Annotated in this window: 18 protein-coding genes; all 18 read right to left on the bottom strand. The window is 46.0% G+C overall.

Annotated elements, in window-relative coordinates; translation table 11 throughout:
• On the bottom strand, positions 1 to 3606 hold the full coding sequence (gene mfd, locus HMPREF9708_RS04180) for a transcription-repair coupling factor (RefSeq protein ID WP_232215542.1): 3606 nt from the start codon (positions 3604 to 3606) through the stop codon (positions 1 to 3).
• An 18-nt stretch (positions 3607 to 3624) separates the two neighbouring features.
• Positions 3625 to 4194, bottom strand: coding sequence for an aminoacyl-tRNA hydrolase (gene pth, locus HMPREF9708_RS04175; RefSeq protein WP_006308929.1), 570 nt, complete (start codon positions 4192 to 4194; stop codon positions 3625 to 3627).
• A 130-nt stretch (positions 4195 to 4324) separates the two neighbouring features.
• Positions 4325 to 4552, bottom strand: a complete 228-nt coding sequence (locus tag HMPREF9708_RS04170) for a Veg family protein (RefSeq protein WP_006308928.1) — start codon at positions 4550 to 4552, stop codon at positions 4325 to 4327.
• Positions 4553 to 4957: 405 nt separating this feature from the next.
• Positions 4958 to 5857, bottom strand: coding sequence for a 16S rRNA (adenine(1518)-N(6)/adenine(1519)-N(6))-dimethyltransferase RsmA (gene rsmA / locus HMPREF9708_RS04165; RefSeq protein WP_006308927.1), 900 nt, complete (start codon positions 5855 to 5857; stop codon positions 4958 to 4960).
• On the bottom strand, positions 5850 to 6428 hold the full coding sequence (rnmV, locus tag HMPREF9708_RS04160; protein WP_006308921.1) for a ribonuclease M5: 579 nt from the start codon (positions 6426 to 6428) through the stop codon (positions 5850 to 5852). Before rnmV ends, rsmA begins: the two co-directional genes overlap by 8 nt.
• Positions 6429 to 6430: 2 nt before the next feature.
• The gene (locus HMPREF9708_RS04155; RefSeq protein ID WP_006308908.1) at positions 6431 to 7216 is read right to left on the bottom strand and encodes a TatD family hydrolase; all 786 of its coding nucleotides are present in this window, start codon (positions 7214 to 7216) and stop codon (positions 6431 to 6433) included.
• A 73-nt stretch (positions 7217 to 7289) separates the two neighbouring features.
• Positions 7290 to 9308 (bottom strand): methionine--tRNA ligase, encoded by a 2019-nt coding sequence (gene metG / locus HMPREF9708_RS04150; RefSeq protein ID WP_006308906.1) that lies wholly within the window; start codon positions 9306 to 9308, stop codon positions 7290 to 7292.
• Between the two features lie 169 nt (positions 9309 to 9477).
• Positions 9478 to 10932 (bottom strand): C40 family peptidase, encoded by a 1455-nt coding sequence (locus tag HMPREF9708_RS04145; RefSeq protein WP_006308904.1) that lies wholly within the window; start codon positions 10930 to 10932, stop codon positions 9478 to 9480.
• A gap of 269 nt (positions 10933 to 11201) precedes the next feature.
• Complete coding sequence (gene tyrS, locus HMPREF9708_RS04140) at positions 11202 to 12473, bottom strand: tyrosine--tRNA ligase (RefSeq protein WP_006308901.1); 1272 nt, start codon at positions 12471 to 12473, stop codon at positions 11202 to 11204.
• A gap of 65 nt (positions 12474 to 12538) precedes the next feature.
• Positions 12539 to 12712: a hypothetical protein gene (locus tag HMPREF9708_RS08400; RefSeq protein WP_006308891.1), complete on the bottom strand. Its 174-nt coding sequence runs from the start codon at positions 12710 to 12712 to the stop codon at positions 12539 to 12541.
• Positions 12705 to 13397: an NAD(P)H-dependent oxidoreductase gene (locus HMPREF9708_RS04135; protein WP_006308874.1), complete on the bottom strand. Its 693-nt coding sequence runs from the start codon at positions 13395 to 13397 to the stop codon at positions 12705 to 12707. Before HMPREF9708_RS04135 ends, HMPREF9708_RS08400 begins: the two co-directional genes overlap by 8 nt.
• A 2-nt stretch (positions 13398 to 13399) precedes the next feature.
• Positions 13400 to 14863, bottom strand: coding sequence for a sensor histidine kinase (locus HMPREF9708_RS04130; RefSeq protein ID WP_006308873.1), 1464 nt, complete (start codon positions 14861 to 14863; stop codon positions 13400 to 13402).
• A 3-nt stretch (positions 14864 to 14866) separates the two neighbouring features.
• On the bottom strand, positions 14867 to 15577 hold the full coding sequence (locus tag HMPREF9708_RS04125; RefSeq protein ID WP_006308872.1) for a response regulator transcription factor: 711 nt from the start codon (positions 15575 to 15577) through the stop codon (positions 14867 to 14869).
• A 145-nt stretch (positions 15578 to 15722) separates the two neighbouring features.
• On the bottom strand, positions 15723 to 16163 hold the full coding sequence (locus HMPREF9708_RS04120; RefSeq protein WP_006308871.1) for a single-stranded DNA-binding protein: 441 nt from the start codon (positions 16161 to 16163) through the stop codon (positions 15723 to 15725).
• Between the two features lie 58 nt (positions 16164 to 16221).
• On the bottom strand, positions 16222 to 17151 hold the full coding sequence (gene whiA / locus HMPREF9708_RS04115) for a DNA-binding protein WhiA (protein ID WP_006308870.1): 930 nt from the start codon (positions 17149 to 17151) through the stop codon (positions 16222 to 16224).
• Between the two features lie 63 nt (positions 17152 to 17214).
• A complete protein-coding gene (locus tag HMPREF9708_RS04110; RefSeq protein WP_006308869.1) occupies positions 17215 to 18285 on the bottom strand; it encodes a gluconeogenesis factor YvcK family protein in 1071 nt (356 codons plus the stop codon).
• Positions 18269 to 19186 carry an RNase adapter RapZ gene (rapZ, locus tag HMPREF9708_RS04105; RefSeq protein ID WP_006308868.1) on the bottom strand — a complete coding sequence of 306 codons (918 nt, stop codon included), beginning with the start codon at positions 19184 to 19186 and terminating at the stop codon, positions 18269 to 18271. Before rapZ ends, HMPREF9708_RS04110 begins: the two co-directional genes overlap by 17 nt.
• 127 nt (positions 19187 to 19313) lie before the next feature.
• Entirely contained in the window at positions 19314 to 21032 is a 1719-nt protein-coding gene (locus HMPREF9708_RS04100) for a phospho-sugar mutase (protein WP_006308867.1), read from the bottom strand.
• Between the last annotated feature and the right edge of the window lie 85 nt (positions 21033 to 21117).

The raw sequence follows: 21117 nt of genomic DNA, 5'->3' as shown, positions 1-21117 counted from the left end.
TCACTCCTCTTTCTGGTTGGTAAATGTCTCTTTAAGCCCAGTTTCCTTCTGCTGATAATCATTGAGAACAGCCTGGGCTTGTTGGGTGAATTTTAATAACAAACTGATTATTTGATCACTGGCTAACCCCTGAACCAACAAGTCAACCGTTAAGACTTGCTGGTGTTGACGCACCTTAGCCTTGGCTTGAACCCCTTCTAGGGCTTGAAAGACCCTTGGACCATAGAGGACCTGGCTAGTCCCTCCCTCAAAGGTGACCACCACCGACTGGTGTCGCCTTTTAATCTGAAGAATACCAATCTGGCTAGCCAAGGATTGTAATAGGGCAATATCTAGTAGGTCCGCAACGGGATCAGGATACTCCCCATAACGGTCAATCAACTGATCTTGCATATCGCGGTGAGAACCAGCATCATTGATCTGTTGAATGGCCTTATAGGCAGCAATCTTTTGCCGCTCATCTTGAATATAGCTGGCTGGCAAATAAGCATCAATACCCAGGTCGATCTCCGTCTCAACTGTTCGAGTCCCAAGACCCGTTCCCTCTTTATTTTGCTTGCGGTCTACCGCTTCTTTCAGCATTTGCGAATAAAGATCGAAACCAACCGAGTCAATAAAGCCTGACTGCTGGGCTCCAAGCAAATTGCCCGCTCCACGAATGGATAAATCGCGCATGGCAATCTTAAAGCCCGAACCTAATTCAGTAAATTCACGAATCGCATTCAGCCGCTTCTCGCTGATTTCACTCAACTGCTTCATTGGATCATACATCAAATAGGCAAAAGCAATTCGATTCGTTCGCCCGACTCGACCTCTTAATTGATAGAGGGTTGAAAGTCCCATACGGTCTGCATGATCGATAAAGAGGGTATTAGCATTCGGAATATCAACCCCTGTCTCGATGATCGTCGTAGTGACCAAGACATCATATTCTCCCTGGATGAAATCATACAAAATATTCTCCAATTCCACTTCGCTCATCTGGCCATGTGCAACAGCTACTCTAGCCTGAGGAACCAAGTCTTGAATCGCTTGCGCCCTTTGATAAATCGTGGCAACACGATTATAGAGATAGAAGCATTGCCCTCCTCGAGCCATTTCCCGCTCAATGGCGGATTTAATGGCGCCATCATTACGCTCCATGACATAAGTCTGAACGGGATACCGGTTGCTCGGCGGGGTTTCGATGACCGATAGGTCGCGAACGCCAATCATTGACATATGTAAAGTTCGAGGAATAGGAGTAGCGGTTAGGGTTAAGACATCGACTTGTGACCGCAATTGCTTCAAACGCTCCTTATGCTTCACTCCGAAACGCTGCTCTTCATCCACAATCAAAAGACCTAAGTCCAAAAAGTCCACATCTTGCGAGAGCAGACGATGTGTTCCCACTACGATCTGACAGGCTCCTATTTTCAAGTCTTTGATAGTCTGCTGCTGGTCAGCCTTCGAAACAAAACGACTTAGCATCCGAATCTCGAAGGGATAATCTGAGAAACGTTCCAATAAGCTATGATAATGTTGTTGAGCCAAAATAGTTGTCGGGACGAGAAAGGCCGCTTGCTTGCCTTCAATCACCGCCTTAAAGATCGCCCGCATCGCCACTTCCGTCTTCCCATAACCAACATCTCCGATTAAAAGTCGGTCCATCGGCCGGTCTCTTTCCATGTCATGCTTAATTTCTTGCGTCGATTGCAACTGGTCAGGCGTCTCAACATAAGGAAAGGCCGCTTCAAATTCAGCTTGTTCGGGAGTGTCTTTGTCGAAGGCATAGCCTTTTTCTTGTTCACGTTGAGCATATAAGGCAATCAACTCATCTGCAATATCTTCGATCTTGCTTGAGACCTTCTGCTTCGTCTTAGACCATTCCGTGCCTCCAAGCTTATGGACACGCGGAGTCTTGGCCTCTCCTGAAGCGACATACTTCTGCAGCAGATGTAACTGGTCGACCGGCACCATGACACGCGCATTATTCTGATACTCGATCGTTAAAAGGTCTCGGTGAACCCCACCGATCTCCATGGTCTCAACCCCTGTATAGCGACCGATCCCATGATTAACATGGACCACAAAGTCGCCCACTTCTAGGTCATTGTACGACTTAATCCGCTCCGCATTGGTCAGCTTTTGCTGCTTAATGGTACGCTTCTTCATCCGGTTAAAGAGTTCTTTCTCAGTGAGGACCACCCAGTGATCAAGCGGCAATTCAAATCCTTGGCTTAGATTCCCAACCAAGAGGTTGACCGCCCCTTCATAAGGCTCAGATTCCTGGAAGTGGGTTGGCTGGATCTGGTGGTCACTAAAGATTGCACGCACCTTGTCTGCCCGTTGTTTCGATTCAACCAGCACTTGGATCTTTTGACCTTGACGGAGCCAATGATCCATTTCGGTCTTGACCAAGGGCATTTGATTGAAGAAGGGGTTCATGGACCGATATTGATAAGAGTGAATACCTGCTAGACTGGTCTTAGCTAAACCCTTCTGGATCAAGGCAAAATAAACCAGATGTCCCTGGTAAGACTTGATCAAGTCAAAGGCAGACATCTTGATCAACTGGTGGGGGAATAAATACCCCTTGGCTGTTTCCTGCTCCAACCAAAATTGATTACTTTCAACCATCTCCAATTCAAGCTGGTGGACCTTGTCAAACTCATTGACCACTAAGGTCCCTCCTGGACGCAGATAATCCAGGATAGAGGTCCCTTCACGATCATAATAAGATAGAAAAGCTGAGGCATATTTTAATGGTTGCCCCTTAGTTAAATCTTCGATCTGTTGGGTCATCTGGTCGGTTAATTTTTGAGCCAGTTCCGGTTCCTTAATCTTCTTAATGGCTTGCTTTAATTCATGCTGCAAAATCTTTTGAATCGATAATTGTTGCTCAGGATGAAAGAGCAGGTCCTTGGCTGGTTCTATGACAACATTGGACAAGTTAGCAATGGATGTCTGCGATTCCGCATCAAAATAACGAATCGAGTCAAGTTCCGTATCAAAAAAGTCCAAGCGAATGGGGTGTTCACTATTTAAAGGGTAATAGTCAACAATCGCCCCTCGGACTGAGAATTCACCAGGGGACTTGACCATAGATTCTCTTTGATAGCCTAGCTGAAACAGAGCTGTCTCTAATTGGTCACGCTCCATCTCAATCCCCAATTCCAACCGGATCTGGCTGGCTAACCAATCCTCAGTCGGGGTCAGCCGTCTTCTAAGGCCAGCTACCCCACTGACAACAATCACAGGCTCTTGATTGATTAAAGCCTGGAGTGTCTCAACCCGCTGGGCCACACCTTCAAGCGACTGGGTGGTATATTCCAAGGCCAGGCTCTCCTCAGCTGGGAAAGAGAGGACCGTTACTTCTGGCAACAAGTAATTTAAGTCCTCAATTAATTGACTGGATTGACCAGCATTCGGTTCAATCACCACCATCTGACCCGGTTGTTCTCGGTAGAGCTTAGCAATAAAGATAGCCCGGGCACTACTATCAAGCCCAGTCACCAGGTGCGGTAAGTTGGACTCCTGCTGGCCTTGACAAATCGATTGGACCCCTTGGTCAAAAGCTTGTGTAAATAATTGATCTAACATGACCGCTCCTTCACTCCCCATCATAATCCATCTTCTTACGTATTAGTCCTTTTGATTGTACACTTGCATGAGCGCTTCGAAGGGCTGGCCGGCCACCCAAGCTTGAAGGGCTTGACTCGCCCGTCCAACTGCGTCATCGACCAAGGGCTGACTATCTCGGTCAAAAGGAGCTAACACATGGTCGCGAACCTTCCATCCCCCTTGAGGACGGCCAATGCCAACCCGGATCCGTTTAAAGTCCTGTGTCCCAAGTAACTCGATGATACTCTTCATCCCATTATGTCCACCAGCGGATCCTTTTAATCTCAAGCGTAAACGGCCAGGAATTAAATCCAAGTCATCATAGACAACCACCAAGTCCTCACTCGCCACCCCATAATAAGACATGAGGGGAAGAACTGCTTGTCCAGAAGCATTCATATAGGTAAAAGGTTTGACCAGGAGAACCCGTTCACCCTGGGTATGCCAGATCGCCGTATCCGCCTGAAACTTCTGATTCGTCATTTGAATCTTTTGGTCTGAGAGTAATTGGTCAACCACTTCAAAGCCCACATTGTGGCGTGTTCCTTGATATTTTTCTCCAGGATTTCCAAGTCCAACAATTGCTTTCACTTCATTCGCCTCTTTCTGAAATATCTAGGTAATTTTAACTGTCTGAATTCTTCACTGCAACACCAAAAACTCCTTGCATCAAAAGAAGCGACCTTTAACGCAAAGAGTTCATAATCGAATGATTTAATTGTTAGAATTCAATTTCAACTGAGTTTGTTAAGACATCGCGATAAGAAAAAGAAATGCGATCAATATTATCTTCTTCCTTTAAATCCACCACAAAGATCGACCGGTAGGTCTCAGCGAGCGTCCCGCGACGTTCACGCTTTTTCTTCCTACCCATTTGAACCGTCACAATAATTTCTTCACCAACTCTTTCATCAAGCATGGACTTGATGGCTACAAGATCCTTTGGCATCTGATCACCTCTCGCCTACCATCATACCATAAAATCCTAAATAAATCAATTTAACATAAGATAAGAAGGGTTTCAAATGTTTTTTGCCCTCTTATTAAAAAATATCCAAGTTAACGGATAGAGGCTCACTATGACACCAAGCAAAATGTCTTCTCGTCCCTTTCATTAAAAAAAGATCTATGAGGAGGCAAATAAAAAATCAGCCCAATGCTTAATTAGTAGGATACTCCTCTAAAGCCAAGCTTTTCCTGGCCTTGGTCACCTTCCTTGGATTAAGCATTGGGGCTGCCATCTTTGATCTCAATTGGTGTATTAAAGAGCATCACGATCAAGGTCAAATAATCGCTTGATAAAAAGATTAGAATCGATCTAAACGAATTTTTACAAATTGACGAGGTGATTCTTTTAGAGAGAGTCAACTTTATCCTGTAAGGCATGATAGAGATGGGCAAATTCCTCTAGGGTCAAAGTCTCTGCCCGACGCTGGCCTGAAATTCCAGCTTGATCTAAACCCGCTTCGAGGTCTTCTGCCGTCACCCTTCCCTTTAAATAATTCGCCTTAAGATTATTCCATAAGGTCTTGCGCCGTTGGGTAAAGCAAGCTTGCACAAAGGCCTGAAAGGCCATCGGATCCGCTACTTCCACCAAGGCTTGGGGTCTTCTTCGTAACTCGAGGACAGCCGAATCGACATTGGGCTTTGGGATGAAGACCTGACGGGGGACTGTGAAGGCCAACCTAGCTTCATGGGTTCGCTGGATGGCGATGGTCAATGAATTATAAGCCTTGGTTCCAACTGAAGCGGTCATCCGCTCAGCAACTTCCTTCTGCATCAGCATCACGAGGGATTGGAAAGGTAGATTGCTCTCAATCAACTTCATGATAATGGGGGTTGTAATATAGTAGGGAAGATTTGCGACCACTACGAGTCGGTCTGCTGTTTGAAGGTCTTGATAGACCACATCATGCAGGTCTACCTTTAAGAAATCCTGACCCACCACTTGTACATTCGAATAATCTGCCAGAGTTTCTTTGAGAATTTCGACAAAGCGCTGGTCAATTTCAAAGCTGTAGACCTTTTTAGCCTCGAGGGCTAGAAATTCAGTCAAGGCACCAATCCCTGGTCCAATTTCGATGACGGTGGTCTGGTCAGTGATGCCCGCCACTTCAACCATCCGCTGAAGGATTTTGGGTTCCACCAAGAAGTTCTGCCCCAAGCTCTTCTTCATATCTAGCTGGTAGGCTTTCATAATTTCTGCTGTCCGACTTGGTAAAGAGATATAACGCGGTGATGTTGATCTAGTCAAGGAACCCTTCCTCCTCCATAAATAATTGAACTTCCTTTAAGCAAATGCCATATTTCTGACATTGGTTAATCAACTGCTTAGCATTCAAATGCCCAAGGTTGAAATGGTCGGCCACCCTTTGACGATAATAAGCAGCTTGGTCATGTCCGACTAAATGTAAGTCCCATAAATCTTTCATCGTCATGGCCTGAACAGGGACTTGGACTTGCGGTGTCGCAAGACTTGCGAGTGCTTGACGAATTGCCTCAGGCTTGGCATGTTCAATCCCTAAAGAATGACCCGCTTGCGGAGCAGTCGTTTGCGCTTGGCTGAGATGGGCCTCCTTAATATCTGGTACCGCCTGGCGGATCTTGCGTCGCAGGCGCTGACCCGCATAGTCAGGGTCCGTAAAGACGATCGCACCATATTGCTGGTGGGCTTGACGAATTCGTTCGATGGTGGCTTGATCCAAGGCGGAACCGTTAGTCTCGATCGTCTTAATCGAAGGACCAAAGGTCTCAATCAACCGCTTTGTATCATCTCGTCCTTCTACAATAATCACTTCCTGTGGTAAGGGGCAATTGTCTGTCATGATTATTCTACTCCCTGAGGCTGCCACCGAAAGAGGTCAAAAGCATTCTGAGTCGTCAAGTCAGCCAGGGCTTCCAAATTCGTTTCTCGGACTTGGGCCAAAGTTTCTGCCACATACCGAACATAAGCTGGCTCATTCTGCTTGCCACGCTTGGGAACAGGTGCCAGATAGGGGGCATCTGTTTCAATTAAGAGCTTATCTGCAGGAGCTAATTTGGCAGACTCACGGACATCCTCACATTTCTTAAAGGTTAGGACCCCACTGAAAGAAAGGTGCATGCCAAGGTCTATAAATTTCTTGGCTTCCTCTGGCCCCTCTCCAAAAGAATGCATGATCCCGCCTGCTTCTGGAATACCTTCTTGCTTGAGAATCTGGTAGCAATCTGCAGTCGCATCCCGATTATGAATTGTAATAGGAAGACCGTGTTCTTTGGCAATCGCAATCTGGCGGCGGAACACTTTGGCCTGCACATCCCGAGGGGCACTGTCCCAATAATAATCCAATCCAATCTCGCCCAACATCCTAACCCGATCCAATTCTAACCATTGATGAAGGTCCTGCTCAAAACTTGCATCGTAATGATGGGCTTCGGTCGGATGACAGCCAACCACTGAAATAATTGAGCGATACCTTTGGCTCAATTCTAAGGATTTTTGGATTGTTAACCGGTCAAAACCTACCACCGCCATATAGGCGACTCCATTGTCTGCAGCTCGCTGGATATAGTCTGCTTCTTGACCCGCAAAGGACTCTGCATTCAAGTGGGTATGGGTATCAAACAGTTTCATCGCATTCATTCCTTTCACTTATTATGTCACTCGTCAAAGACGAAAGGCTAGGAAGGTCCTAGCCTCAATCATTCTATCCAATTAAAGAACCATTTGCTGCTTGATCAGGTGCAAATAATAGGTGGAGTTCTGACCCTGACTCTGCTGAAAGAATCATCCCTTGGCTGATATAGCCCATCATCTTGCGTGGCTTGAGATTCGCTACGATGAGCACTTTGCGACCAATTAGGTCCTTATAATCTGGATAATGCTTAGCAATACCAGACAGAATTTGCCGGTGTCCACCATCCCCTGCATCCAAACGGAAGCGGAGAAGCTTGTTGGATCCAGCTACAGGCGCGACATCAACCACTTGTGCCACCTTCATCTCAACAGATGTAAAGGTCTCAAATTCAACCGATCCCCCTTCACCAGGACTTAATTCCAAGTCTTCTGGATTCCAGTCGGGATCATCGACTGTGGCTTGATTGTTCGTTTGCCCCATCATCTGTTCCTTCATAAAGCTAATTTCCTCCTCAACATCCAAGCGTGGGAAGATCGGTTCTCCCTTGGCTATCACCTGACTCGCTTGTGGGAAATGACCATAAGCCAAGTCAGTCAAGTCCTGATCAGCTTCTTGGTCGATTCCTAATTGTCTAAAGATCTCTTGTGGTTGGTGGGTCATGAAGGGCCGCAAGAGGTGAGCCACAACACGTAAGCTCTCTGCTAAATGATACATAACCGATGCCAATTGGCCTTGGCAATCTTCATCCTTGGCCAAAACCCAAGGTTCTGTCTCATCAATATATTTGTTAGCCCGACTGACCATCTGCATCACCGTATCCAGGGCGTGGTCAAAGGTCATCTCTTCCATTTCTTGATGATAGGCTGCTATCTTATCTGCAAAGTAGGTCTCCAAGGGTTGGTCTGCCTTATTAACAGCGCCTGCAGGGGCTTGCGGAACCTTGCCACCGAAATACTTATTGACCATGGCGATGGTTCGATTCAGTAAGTTCCCCAAGTCATTAGCTAATTCTGAATTCAAGCAAGCGACAAAGTCTTCGGGTGTGAAGACCGTATCATTCCCCTGGGACATCTCCCGTAAGAGGTAGAACCGGGTCGCATCTAAGCCATATCGATCAATCAGGACTTCTGGGTAGATAACATTGCCCTTAGACTTAGACATCTTACCTTCCTTCATGACAATCCAGCCATGAGCATAAATCCGACGTGGCAGCGGTAAATCAAGGGCCATCAATAAAGCAGGCCAATAAATCATATGAAAGCGTGAAATGTCCTTACCGATCACCTGGACATCAGCGGGCCAAAACTTATCAAATGCCGATGGGTCCTCCCCTAAATAACCTAGAGCGGTAATATAATTGGATAGGGCATCAATCCAAACATAGATCACATGGTTGTGGTCGGATAGAACAGGCACCCCCCAGGTAAAGGAAGTCCGCGAAACCGCTAAGTCTTCGAGTCCAGGCTTGATAAAGTTATTGATCATCTCATTCTTACGAAAACTTGGAACAATGACATCCTCTGCTGAATGATAATATTCAATCAATCGCTCAGCATACTGATTCAAGCGGAAGAAGTAGGAGGGTTCCTTAACCAGGGTCACTTCATTGCCTGTTGGAGCAATCCCTCCAATCACTTGACCCTCCTCATCCTTATAGACTTCAATCAATTGGGTTTCAGTGAAATACTCTTCATCGCTGACAGAATACCAACCCTCATACTCTCCTAGGTAAATATCCCCTTGGTCAAGCAAGCGCTGGAAGATCTTCTGAACAGCTTGTTCATGTTGTTCATCCGTTGTACGAATAAATTGGTCGTTGGAAATCTCCAAGGTCTGCCAGAGAGCTTGAATCTCCTCTGCCATGCCATCAACATATTCCTGTGGATTTAAGCCTTGGGCTTGTGCCTTCTCTTCGATTTTTTGGCCGTGTTCATCTGTCCCTGTTAAGAAATGGACATCATAACCCATCAACCGTTTATACCGTGCCATCGCATCCGCTGCTAAGGTCGAATAGGCATTCCCTATATGTAAGCGTCCACTTGGATAATAAATCGGTGTTGTAATATAAAAAGTTTGCTTTTCGGTCACGAATGAGTGCCTCCTTCATCATCTTTTCTTGCCTATTATAGCATAAAGTCCTCTTTTGCTTGTTATTAAATCAAGAAAAAAGACACGAGAATATCCATCTGAACTTGTAACAAAAGCCGTTTGAACAAACAAAAAAAGCTGAGACAAAGTCTCAGCTAGTGGATGATTATTAATGAACGCGTAAAGCAAACTGAGGTGCGTAGGAAGAAACGCTGCCGTAAGAAACAGATTGTCCAGGTTGAGGCGCATGGATATAGCCGCCACCACCCGTAGCTAATGCCACGTGATAAGAAGCTCCTTGGCTACCCCAGAAGTAAAGGTCGCCTGCTTGTGCTTCGGACACTGGAATAATTGTTCCTGAAGATTCTTGAGCAACGGTCCAGCCCCCGATTTCCTTACCAAAGGTTTCACGGTAGACATATTGAACAAATCCTGAACAGTCAAAACCAGCTGGTGATTTACCTCCCCATACATAGGGAACGCCTAGATATTTCTCAGCATTGCCAATTAAAGATCCCGTATTGTAAGAAAGATCAGGTGTCACCACTTGCTCAACCGTTGTTTCGACAGTGGTCTCTGCAACTGTCGTCACGACTTCTTCGACAGGTGCCACGGTTGTTTCCACAGGCTCTGCTACAGTAGTTTCCACAGGTTCTGCTACAGTAGTTTCCACAGGTTCTGCTACGGTTGTTTCGACAGGTTCTGCGATAGTTGTTTCGACAGGTGCACCACTTGTTGTCGTCTCTTCGACAATTGGTTGGATCGCACTTGCAGAAGTCGTAACAGGTTCTACCGCTTCAACCACTGGCTCAATTGTTGTCTCGACTTCAACTGGGGCAATTGGCTCAAGACTTGACTCGGCTGCCTCCCAGCTGGCTTGTGTTGTTTCGATTGACTCAGCTGTTGTCTCTGCAACGGGTGCTTCTTGGTAGAATGACGCTTCAAAGGCTGCGCGTTCCGCTTCGATCGCCTTCCAGTCTTCGCTGGCAAGTGTATCGTCTTCAGCTAATTCTTGGTAAGCCAAGTCCGCTTGAGCATTTTGAGCTTCAAGGTCTCCCTTTAAAGCTTCAAGCGACACCATGTTGTTAATCTTGGCTTCCTTCGCTTCTTTTGTCGATTGAACCTTCGCTTCGACCGCCTCTTTATCCTGCTTTTGAGTCGCTAATAATTGTTTGTTGGCTGAAACCAATTTACGGATTACATCCATCCGGCCCACAAAGTCTGAGATGGAATCCGATGCCGCAAGGACACCAAGGTAATTAGCAGTCCCGCCGTTCTCTTGGATGGCTACTGCTTGTTCAGCAATCAGGGCTTGACGCTTGTCAATCTTTGCTTGGAGGTCTTCGATCTCTTGGTTCAGACGGTCAATTTCTTTGTCATCACGAATAATGGCAGCTTGTAGTTGATCCGCTTCTTCCTTGATCGCATCAATTGTATGGTAAGCATTTGCAAGCTGAGCATATAATTCAAGTTGTTCAGGCGTTAACCCATTGACTAATTCATGGTTCGCTCCTTCAAGGTGATCGATGGATTGTGCTAGGACGCCAACACTGCCAGTAGCAGTCAATAGAACAGCTGTTGTTAGTAAACCTTTGAATAATTTCTTAGTTAAAGTTTTCTTCATGTGTAGACTCCTTGTTTCATTCTTTATGTATTTTTTAAGTGAGGCCAATGGGCCTAAATTATTGACTGAAGCTATCTTAACATACTCTTCAAAGTCTTTTCTTAATTTCGTCAATTCGTCTAGCACTTGTAATCTTGGTGTAACAATCTTTGAACTTTCTTTAAAAGATAAAGAAAACAAGGTTTTTTTAGCCTTACTTTTCCTAGACCAATCCTTAAAAACCCCTCACACAATGCTGGTGAGGGGTTTTTAAAAGCTGATGCGTTGACTTAAGCTTCTAAAGCAACAAGGGTATATTGCTTCTTACCACGTCGGACAATAATATAGCGCTTGCCAATCGCATCCTTAGCACCGATTTGATAGTCGAGATCGGTTATCTTTTCTTCGTTAATTAAGATCGCCCCGTTTTGAATGAATTCACGGGCTTCCCGTCGGGACTTGACGATGCCAGTTTCAACTAACCAGATAACTAAGTCTTGGTCCTCAGACCCGGCTTGAGCTTGAGGCATATGGGCAAAACCTTCTTCAATCTGCTCAACCGTTAGGTCTTTGACCTGACCCGTAAAGAGGGCCTGGGTGATGGCTATAGCATTATCGAGAGCTTCTTGACTGTGAACAAACCGCGTCACCTCTTCTGCCAATCGCTTCTGAGCGTTCCGCAAGTGCGGTTGATCTTCCACTTCTTTTTGCAAACCTTCGATCTCTTCTTTAGATAAGAAGGTGAAATACTTGAGGTATTTGACCACATCGGCATCCGCCTGGTTGAGCCAGAATTGGTAGAACTCATAAGGAGTCGTCTTCTCAGGATCTAACCAGACCGTCTCGCCTCCAGCCGATTTGCCAAACTTTGTCCCATCTGACTTGAGCATTAGAGGGATCGTCAAGCCAAAGACTTGGGCTTCAGGACCTTCAATCCGACGAATAAAGTCAAGACCCGAGGTAATATTCCCCCACTGGTCACCACCCCCTACTTGTAATTGGACCTGCCGGTCTTGGTAGAGGTGGAGGAAGTCAATGGATTGGAGAATCTGATAAGAGAACTCAGTGAAGGAAATCCCATTCTCCAACCGACTCGCCACAATATCCTTGGCCAACATTGTGTTCAAATTAAAATGCTTACCATAGTCTCTTAGGAAATCTAACAAAGAGAACTGACTCAGCCAGTCATAGTTATTAATAATTTGAAAGGAGTGGGCAGACTCTTCACCCTCTAAGAAGAGGTGTTCCATTTGAGCCGTTAATTTACGGGCATTTTCCTCAACCGTCTCCATTGATTGGAGCACCCGTTCACTAGACCGGCCAGAAGGGTCCCCTATCGATCCCGTTGCCCCACCAATGACGACAACCGGCTGATGGCCAGCAAGTTGGAACCGTTTAAGGACCATGAAGGGAATCAAATGACCAATATGCATCGAGTCCCCAGTGGGATCAACGCCACAATATAATTTAATTGACTGGCGCGCAACTAAATCTTCCAATCCCTGGGCATCTGTTTGTTGATTAATGGCACCTCGCCACATCAAGTCTTCCATAATTGACATTTAATCCACTCCTCGGTTGCTTTTTATCATTATAGTTTAATCTGAGATGGGTGTAAAGATGCCCTCTACCACTTGGAAGGACTCCACATCTCCCCATCTAACTTTCCGGCCGCTTGGTCTAGCCGTTTCATTTGCTCCAAATAAACCTGGTAGGCGACCTTCAACAAGGCCTTACTCGGATAATCTTGACATTGGTCTTGCCATCGGTGAATGGCTTCTTCATAGAAGTCCTTAGACATTTCGATCTTCCTCCCATTGGTCCACTGCTTGATAGTCTTTGAGCGATTGGGCCTGGTCTTCTAAGGCCATTACAAATTGATCGAAGACCACCTGGTCGACTGGTGAGAGGTTCAAGTCTAAGTCTTGTAAGGCTTGGATGATCATGTCTTGCAAGTCATTAAACCGTCTAGCCTCGCCTGTTTTTAGATAAAGGGCATAGTCGTACATCAATCGCATCTTCTCAGCTTCACTAAGATAGGCAAATTGAAAAATTGTGAAAGGTTCTAAAAAGCGCATCCCCAAATAACGACTGAGGGCATAGTAAGGCGATAAAAGATCGGAAACTGTCACTCCTTCACGCCCGGCTAATTGGTAATTCCTTGCTGGGGCTCCGGCTATAACCACTAATCCCAATTCCTTGCCTGCTATAAAGCCAAGCCCCGTTCCCTGGTCCAATACCTGATCGATCCAGACTTTAAGCACTGCTGGTGCCTGGTACCAGTACAGGGGGAATTGAAAGATTACTCGGTCGTATTGTGCTAGACGGTCCAGTTCTTCTGACCGATCAAAGGTCGGGTCTGCTTGCCATTGTGCCCCTAAATCGACATACGTCGCTTCCGTTAAGTGTCGGCCACTAGCCACGAGAAACTGTTGACTGGATGAACTGGCTAAATCGTCATGAGCAAGATAAATGATGGTCTTCATCCTCATTCTCCTTCACTTTCGCTAGCTGATTGGCCCGTCTCGACTTGGTCATGAACGGATGGTTGATGAGGGAGGCAGATGGTGAAGGTCGTTCCTTGACCCAGTTCACTTTGGACGTCAATCTTACCATCATGCGCCTCAACGAGTGATTGAACAACCGCTAGACCAATGCCCGACTCGCCAAACTTCGTGTTCTTACGTGAGACATCTGCCTTGTAGAATCGCTCCCAGATCGATCGAATTTGACTCGCATCGATTCCAATACCGCCATCCTCAACCTCTAAGACTGTCTCTTTCTCAGTCATCCAGCCTCGTAGGATAATGGGACTATCCTGAGAAAACTGGATGGCATTATTCACAAGATTTATTAAGATTTGGACAATCCGGTCATAGTCTGCCCAGACCACAAGGTCACTAGAGGCTTCAACCTGGATAACATCTCCCTTATCATCGGCCTTGGTCTGTAATTGTGTCTTAATCTGGTTGAGCAATTCTACCCCATCGATCGCCACCTTCTTCAAAACGATCTGCTGGCTTCGGATCTTCTCATAGTCTAAGTTTTCATTCACTAGACGAGTCAGACGCTGGGTCTCTGAATAGATCAATTCCAAGCTGCGGTCTCTTTGGTTAGCTGGAATCATATCATACTGGAGCCCCTCCAATAGGCCCGACATGGTGGTCAGAGGGGTCCGCATCTCGTGGGCCGCATCCATCATAAACTGACGACGTAAGCTTTCCTGCCGCTTGATTTCTTCTTGAGAAGCTACCAGCGAGTCCGACATCTTCTGGAAGTCACGAGCTAAATCCGCAAATTCATCACTACCAGATGTATTGACACTGACCTCATAATTGCCTGCTGCAATTTGCCGGGTAGCCATCTGCAGTTGCTTAAGGCGACGTGTTTGATATAAGGCAACCACTACTGCAATCAAGACACCCACAGCTCCAGCGATCAAATAGGCCATCACAACCTGCCCTTGCATATCTGCGACTTGTTCTTCAAGGTCTTCTAAGGGAGCCCCTAAAGAGATAAAACCCGATGGAAAGCCGGCCACCTGATTTTCCTCCAAAGGAATGTAGACCGTGGCCATCTGTAATTGAGTGTCCGGGTCCACATAACGCTGGGAAAAGCTCAGCCCAATACTTCGCCCTTGGGCAATCTTCTGCAAGTCTGCCGCACTCAATTGGGAACTGTAGCGCTGGTCATAAGTCGGGTAAATGATCCGGCCATCGGATAAATATACTTGTACCGCAATCTTCTCACTCGATAAGAGCTGAGAGGCCTTGACCAAGTCATTACGGGAGAATTGATTGGCGACAATGTTCCCGCCATACCGCAACAACTGTTGTTCACGATCATGATAGATACTCTTCTCCATATAGCGGGAGATCCCGTAGGCAGAGATCGAAAGAGCTGTCATCAAGATCACTAGGAAGACAACGATCTGTTGCCACAAGTACTTCATGCGCTATTCCTCATGTTCTTCAAATTTATAACCAACACCCCAGACAGTTTGGATCAACTGAGGACCATATTTTTCGATTTTTTGTCTTAATTTCTTAATATGGGCATCCACCGTCCGCTCATCACCAAAGAAGGGGTCTTCCCAGATGCTCTTCAAAAGCTGCTCACGGCTAAAGACGCGCTTGGGATGCTTAGCAAACATGACAAATAAATCAAACTCTTTAGGTGTCAGCCCTTCAATGAGGGCATCATGATAATAAGCTTCCCGGGTCGATGTATTAACCTTCACTGAGCCGGTTTGGATATTAAATTGATCGTCAGATCCCACTTCACTTTCCGTCGTCACCACACTGGCGCGCCGGTGGAGGGCCTTCATCCTTGCCATCAGGGTCAAAGGACTAAAAGGTTTTGTCACATAGTCATCCGCTCCCATTTCCAAGCCAATCACTTGGTCAGACTCAGAGTCTTGGGCAGTCAACATGATAATAGGAGTCTCTTGGGAGATTTCCCGCATCTTCTTACAGATCGTATAACCGTCCATTGTGGGTAAGTTTAGATCTAGAATAACAATATCCCAAACTTCTGGTTGGCTTTGATAAGCTTCAAACCCTTCCTTACCATCCTTATGAAAGGAGGCCTCGAACCCTTCCTTTTCAAAGAACATTCCCATCATTTCGCAGACGGATTCATTATCTTCAATCATTAATATTTTCATAACAAACCTCCTTAAGCTTTATTCTCACAAGCTATTCAATAGGTCTATTATACACAAATTATAAGCATTGGGCACGGATTCATACGGTTGAAAGAGAGTTTATTACTATTATGCAAAAAAAGAAGCCCCAAAGGACTTCAAGAGATTAATTAACTGCTTGCGTTAGATCTGCCACTACTTCAGCAACCAAGTCGGGATCGACTTGCATATCTGCAACCGAAGGCTTGTCATCTAGGGCTTGATGACTTGAAGCAGACTTCTTGGTTGTCTGTGGCGAATCTAAGAGGGTCAGGTCACGCACATGACATTCAATGACATAAACCTGCTCCCCTTGATCATTCGTATACTTACGACTCTGCATACTACCTGAGATAGCGATCCTTTGACCCTTCGTCGCATAGTGAGCCAAGGTCTTAGCAGGACCATTCCAAGCAACGAACGGAATAAAGTCGGTTAACCGTTCGCCCTTATGGTCCTTGTAAGGGCGCTGAATCGCTAAGACATTATTAAGCACAACATCCTTAGCTCCCACTTCCTTTAAGGTTAGGTCACGACATAACCTTCCTACAAAGGTCACTTGATTCATAGGCATTCTCCTTTATGTTGATTCTAACTATAGATACAACACAAAAGGAGTATAAGCGTTAATTAACATCCAATTCTTCCGCTATTTCGACAATTTTTCTTAAACGGTGGTTGATGCCGGACTTGGAAATCGGTCCATTGGGAATCATTTCGCCTAATTCTTTTAGGCTCATATCTGGGTTGTCGAGCCGGAATTGAGCGACTACTTGTAATTTGTCCGGCAAGCTGGCTAATCCTTGATGGGCATCAATCCGTTTAATCGCTTCGATCTGGCGCTGGGAAGCGTCAATAACCTTGTTTAAGTTGGCATTCTCACAATTCACCAGCCGGTTAACCGAGTTGCGCATGTCCCGCACAATCCGGATATCTTCGAATTGAAGGACCGACCGGTTGGCGCCAATGATGGCCAGAAAATCGCCAATCTTCTCTGCTTCTTTGATATAGGTAATATACCCATTCCGCCGTTCCGTCATCTTAGCATTTAATTGAAAGGAATTCATCATCTGGCACAAGGCTTCATTATGCTGTTCGTAGCTGGAGTAAATTTCTAAATGGTAGGAGTTAGCTTCAGGATTGTTAACGGATCCTCCTGCCAAAAAAGCCCCCCTTAAGTAAGACCGTTGCTTCTGCCGACTGGCTAGAATCTCAGCCGCGATCTCCTGGCGCAAGGTGCCCCCTTCAAAGATCCCCAGATCTTGCAAGATTTCTTGAACCTGGTAACGACACCGAACAATATAGACATTATTCTTCTTTAATTTCATCTTACGACGGACTAGCAATTCAATTTCCGCCTGATAATGGTCGCGCATCAAGCTATAAATCCGACGCGCAATGGCTGCATTCTCACTTTGAACGTTGAGAATAAATTGCTGATGGTAGAGGTGCACTGCGCCATTCATCCGAATTAGGGCGGCTAATTCTGCCTTGGCATGTTCGCGATGAACCTCTAGCAAGGTGCATTCCTTCTTGACATCGGCTGCAAAGGTCATGGTCCTTCTCCTTTTCATTAAAAACGAGTCAAGAAAGTCGAGGCTTCTTGACTCGTCTCTTCGTTAATAATCCACAAGTGGGGATGACAAGAAACTGGAATAGGTCCGCTTGTCTTCTGGTAATTTGTTGAGATTCTTCTCGGTTAGCTTAATCGTCTCAAGCAGATGCTTCAATTCATAGACCACCCGTTCCGTATCATGATAGGCTCCCCCCTTAGTCATATTCAGGAAGTCACTGGAAATGACCTGACAGCCTTGACCCCTTAACCCTTGGAAATCATGCTTGACTTGCAGGAGGTATTCCTCATTGGGTTGGTCAATTATATAAGCATGCGGCACTTCCTTGGTATTCACCAAGACCGTATCAATAAAAGGCATACCGATATGATTATGCAGAACCGCCACATGGTCTGCATCTGAAAAATTCTCAGTCTCCCCTAATTGGGTCATAATATTACAGATATAGACCACATGAGCAGAGGTCTGATTAATGGCCTGGTTGATCTCGGCAATCATTAAATTCGGTAAGATCGAGGTATAAAGACTTCCAGGACCTAATACGACGAGATCCGCCTGCATGATCGCATCAACAACTTCAGGCGAGGCCTTGATAGCTGGTCCACCATCCAGGGTCGTAACATTCACCTCTTGAATCTTCTTACGATGCTGGGCGATCTTTGATTCTCCCACCGCTATCGTGCCATCTTCGAAGAGGGCACTGAGGATTAAGGGTTCTGATGCAGCGGGAAGAATCTTTCCATTGACCTTCATATAGCGTGATAATAATTCAATCGACTCACTGAGTGATCCGTTCATTTCCTTCAAGGCCGCAATTAATAAGTTCCCAATCGCATGGCCGGCCAGGAAGGCATCATCCGAATTAAATCGGTATTGGAAGAGGTCTAATAAGATCTCATCCGCATCGGATAAAGCGCACATACAATTACGAATATCACCTGGCGGTACCACATTGACATAATCACGAATGGACCCTGATGAGCCACCGTCATCGGCCACCGTGACAATGGCTGTAATTTGGGCATCAATATTCTTCAATCCTTTAAGGATAACGGGGAGTCCTGTCCCGCCACCTATTACCGCTACCTTATAGCGGCCACTATTTCGTTGTTTCATTCTTCTTTTCCTTCTTAACTACTTTTGCTTGATTTTCTTTCTGGTTGCGGTGCCTTACATTGACAGCATACTGTTGGCGCACGAAGTGCTCTCCTAGACGTTCTGCAATCGCAACCGACCGGTGCTGACCACCTGTGCAGCCAATCGCGATCGTGGCAACCGCCTTCCCCTCCCGCTTGAAACCGGGAACCATGTAATCTAATAGGTCCACTAATTTATTATAAAAGATTTCAGTTTCCGGTTGGTCCATCACATAGTCGTAGACTGGCTTATCTAGGCCGGATAAGGTCTTTAATTCATTAATATAATAGGGATTAGGGAGGAAACGAACATCCAATACAACATCCGCATCAATCGGTAGACCATACTTAAAGCCAAAGGACATAATATCCAGTTCAAAGGTTTGTTGGTGGTCTTCCGCAAAATTCTCCATCATTAAGGCCCGTAATTCCCTAGGCTTGAGCTGGGAAGTGTCAACGATCATCTGCGACCGAGTTCTTAAATCCAGTAAGAGTTGACGCTCCTTCTTAATGGCAGCTAGGGTCGATCCTCCTACTTCCTGGGCTAGAGGATGATGACGGCGTGATTCTTTATAGCGGGCAACTAATGATTGGTCGTTGGCCTCTAAGAAGAGAATACGACTGGTCACTTCCTGATGATTATCCATCGTCGCAATCACTTCTGCTAGCTCATCAAAGAAAGCCCGCGTTCTCAGATCAATCACTAAGGCGATCTTAGTGATCTTACCTGTTTCCTTCATTAACTGCCAGAAAGTCGGCAATAAATTAGGCGGCATATTATCAATACAGTAATAGCCGAGGTCTTCCAGGCTCTGAACGGCGACTGTCTTACCAGCTCCACTCATACCCGTAATAATCACTAATTCTAAGCTATCCGTCATGGCACTCCCTCTTTTCTTCATTTAAGCTTAAATAAAGTATAACATAACTTCCAGTAAAATGATATTCCCGGACCCGTTGTAAGATAAAAAATCTGCCAGTAGTGACTGGCAGATCAGTTTTGTCCATTTATTTAATCAGATCTTTCAAGGCTACTTCCAAGGCTTGAGCCTTATCTAAACTTGCTTGAGCCTGGTCGGCTTGAGCACCAATATACAATTTAATCTTCGGCTCTGTTCCGCTGGGTCGCATGGCCACCCAAGATCCATCCGCTAGGGTATATTTCAAAACATCCGATACAGGATAGTTCAAGCTGGTCTGACGGCCATCTGCGTAGACCTTCTGACTGGTTAAGTAATCCGCCTTTTGGGCAACTTGAATACCGGCAAGTTCTTGAATGTTTGATTGACGCACTTTGCTCATCATGTCTGCCATCACCGTTTGACCTTTTAGACCAGGAAACTGGATCGATAAGGTCCGTTCTTGGAAATAGCCATAACGCTGGTAGAGGGCTTCAAGAGCCTGAGCTAGGGTGCGACCGGCTTGCTTATGGTAAGCCGTTAACTCTGCTAGAATGACGAGGGCTTGAATGGCATCCTTATCTCGAACAAAGGGCTGGATTAAATAACCATAACTTTCTTCAAAGCCCATGACAAATTCGTGGCTCTGGTTGGCTTCATATTGTTTGATCTTCTCGGCAATAAACTTAAAGCCTGTCAAGACTTCAACCATTTCAACCCCATAATCCGCCGCAATCCGATTGGCTAGATCTGTTGATACCAGGGATTTTACTGCGACAGCCCGGGGGTTCAATTGCCCTTGCGCCTGCTTGGCCTGTAAAAGATAGTTCAAGATCAAACAGGCGATCTGGTTGCCCGTAAGCAGTTGGTAGCTTCCATCAGTTTGCCGGATCATGGCTCCCAACCGGTCCGCATCTGGGTCGGTCGCGAGCAGAATATCCGCTTCGACCTTGCGCCCTAATTGTTCAGCCAGGTCAAAGGCGGCTGCTGATTCTGGATTGGGTGACTCAACCGTTGGAAAATCCCCATCTTCCTTGGCCTGGTCTTCAACGATATGCACATCATCAAAACCAGCTTGCTTCAGTGCCTTTAAGCCGAGATAATAGCCCGTCCCGTGAAGGGGGGTAAAGACAATTTTTACCTGGTCGGCCATTGCTTGGTTCAATTCCGGATTAATGGTGACTGTTTTCATTGCTTCTAGATAGGCCTGGTCCACTCGCTCACCAATAATTTCAATCTTGCCTGAACCTAAGAGCTCTGTCTTATCTCCAACTGGAATAGTTAATGGATCTTCAACTGCTGCCACAAATTGGGTTAACTGGTCGGCCTCTGCTGGTGGCATTTGACCGCCATCTTGTCCATATACCTTATAACCATTGTAGGCTGCTGGATTATGGCTCGCTGTAATCATGATCCCTGCATAGGCCTTTAAATAGCGAACAGCAAAGGATAAAGTGGGTGTCGGTCTTAAACTCTCATATAAATAGACCTTAATGCCATGATAGCCCAACACCAAGGCTGCCTGCATAGCGAATTCACTTGAACAGTGTCGTGAATCATAGGCGATCGCAACGCCCGCGTCTTTTGCCTCTTCTCCAGCACTCTTGATCAGATCAGCGAGTCCTTGAGTTGCTTGGCGAACTGTATAGAAATTCATTCGGTTAGTGCCTGGGCCAAGCAAGCCTCGCATACCAGCTGTTCCAAAGCTTAGCCTGCCTGAAAAGGCCTCTTCTGCTTCTTCCAATGTCATCTTATCTAGGGCATCTCGGACCATCGGCGCTAAGTTCTCAGCCGTCTTCCAGTGCTCGTAGGTTTCACGCCACGCCATTCTATCGCCACCTTTCTTATAAAGCACATTATAGCACGTTTCATGATTCTTGGGTGATCCAATTCTTGATCTTATCTGAATATCA

The organism is Facklamia languida CCUG 37842 (assembly GCF_000245795.1).
Taxonomy (GTDB): Bacteria; Bacillota; Bacilli; order Lactobacillales; family Aerococcaceae; genus Facklamia; species Facklamia languida.
The sequence above is the reverse complement of the archived record's forward strand: the minus strand, read 5'-3'. Positions and strand labels throughout refer to the sequence as shown.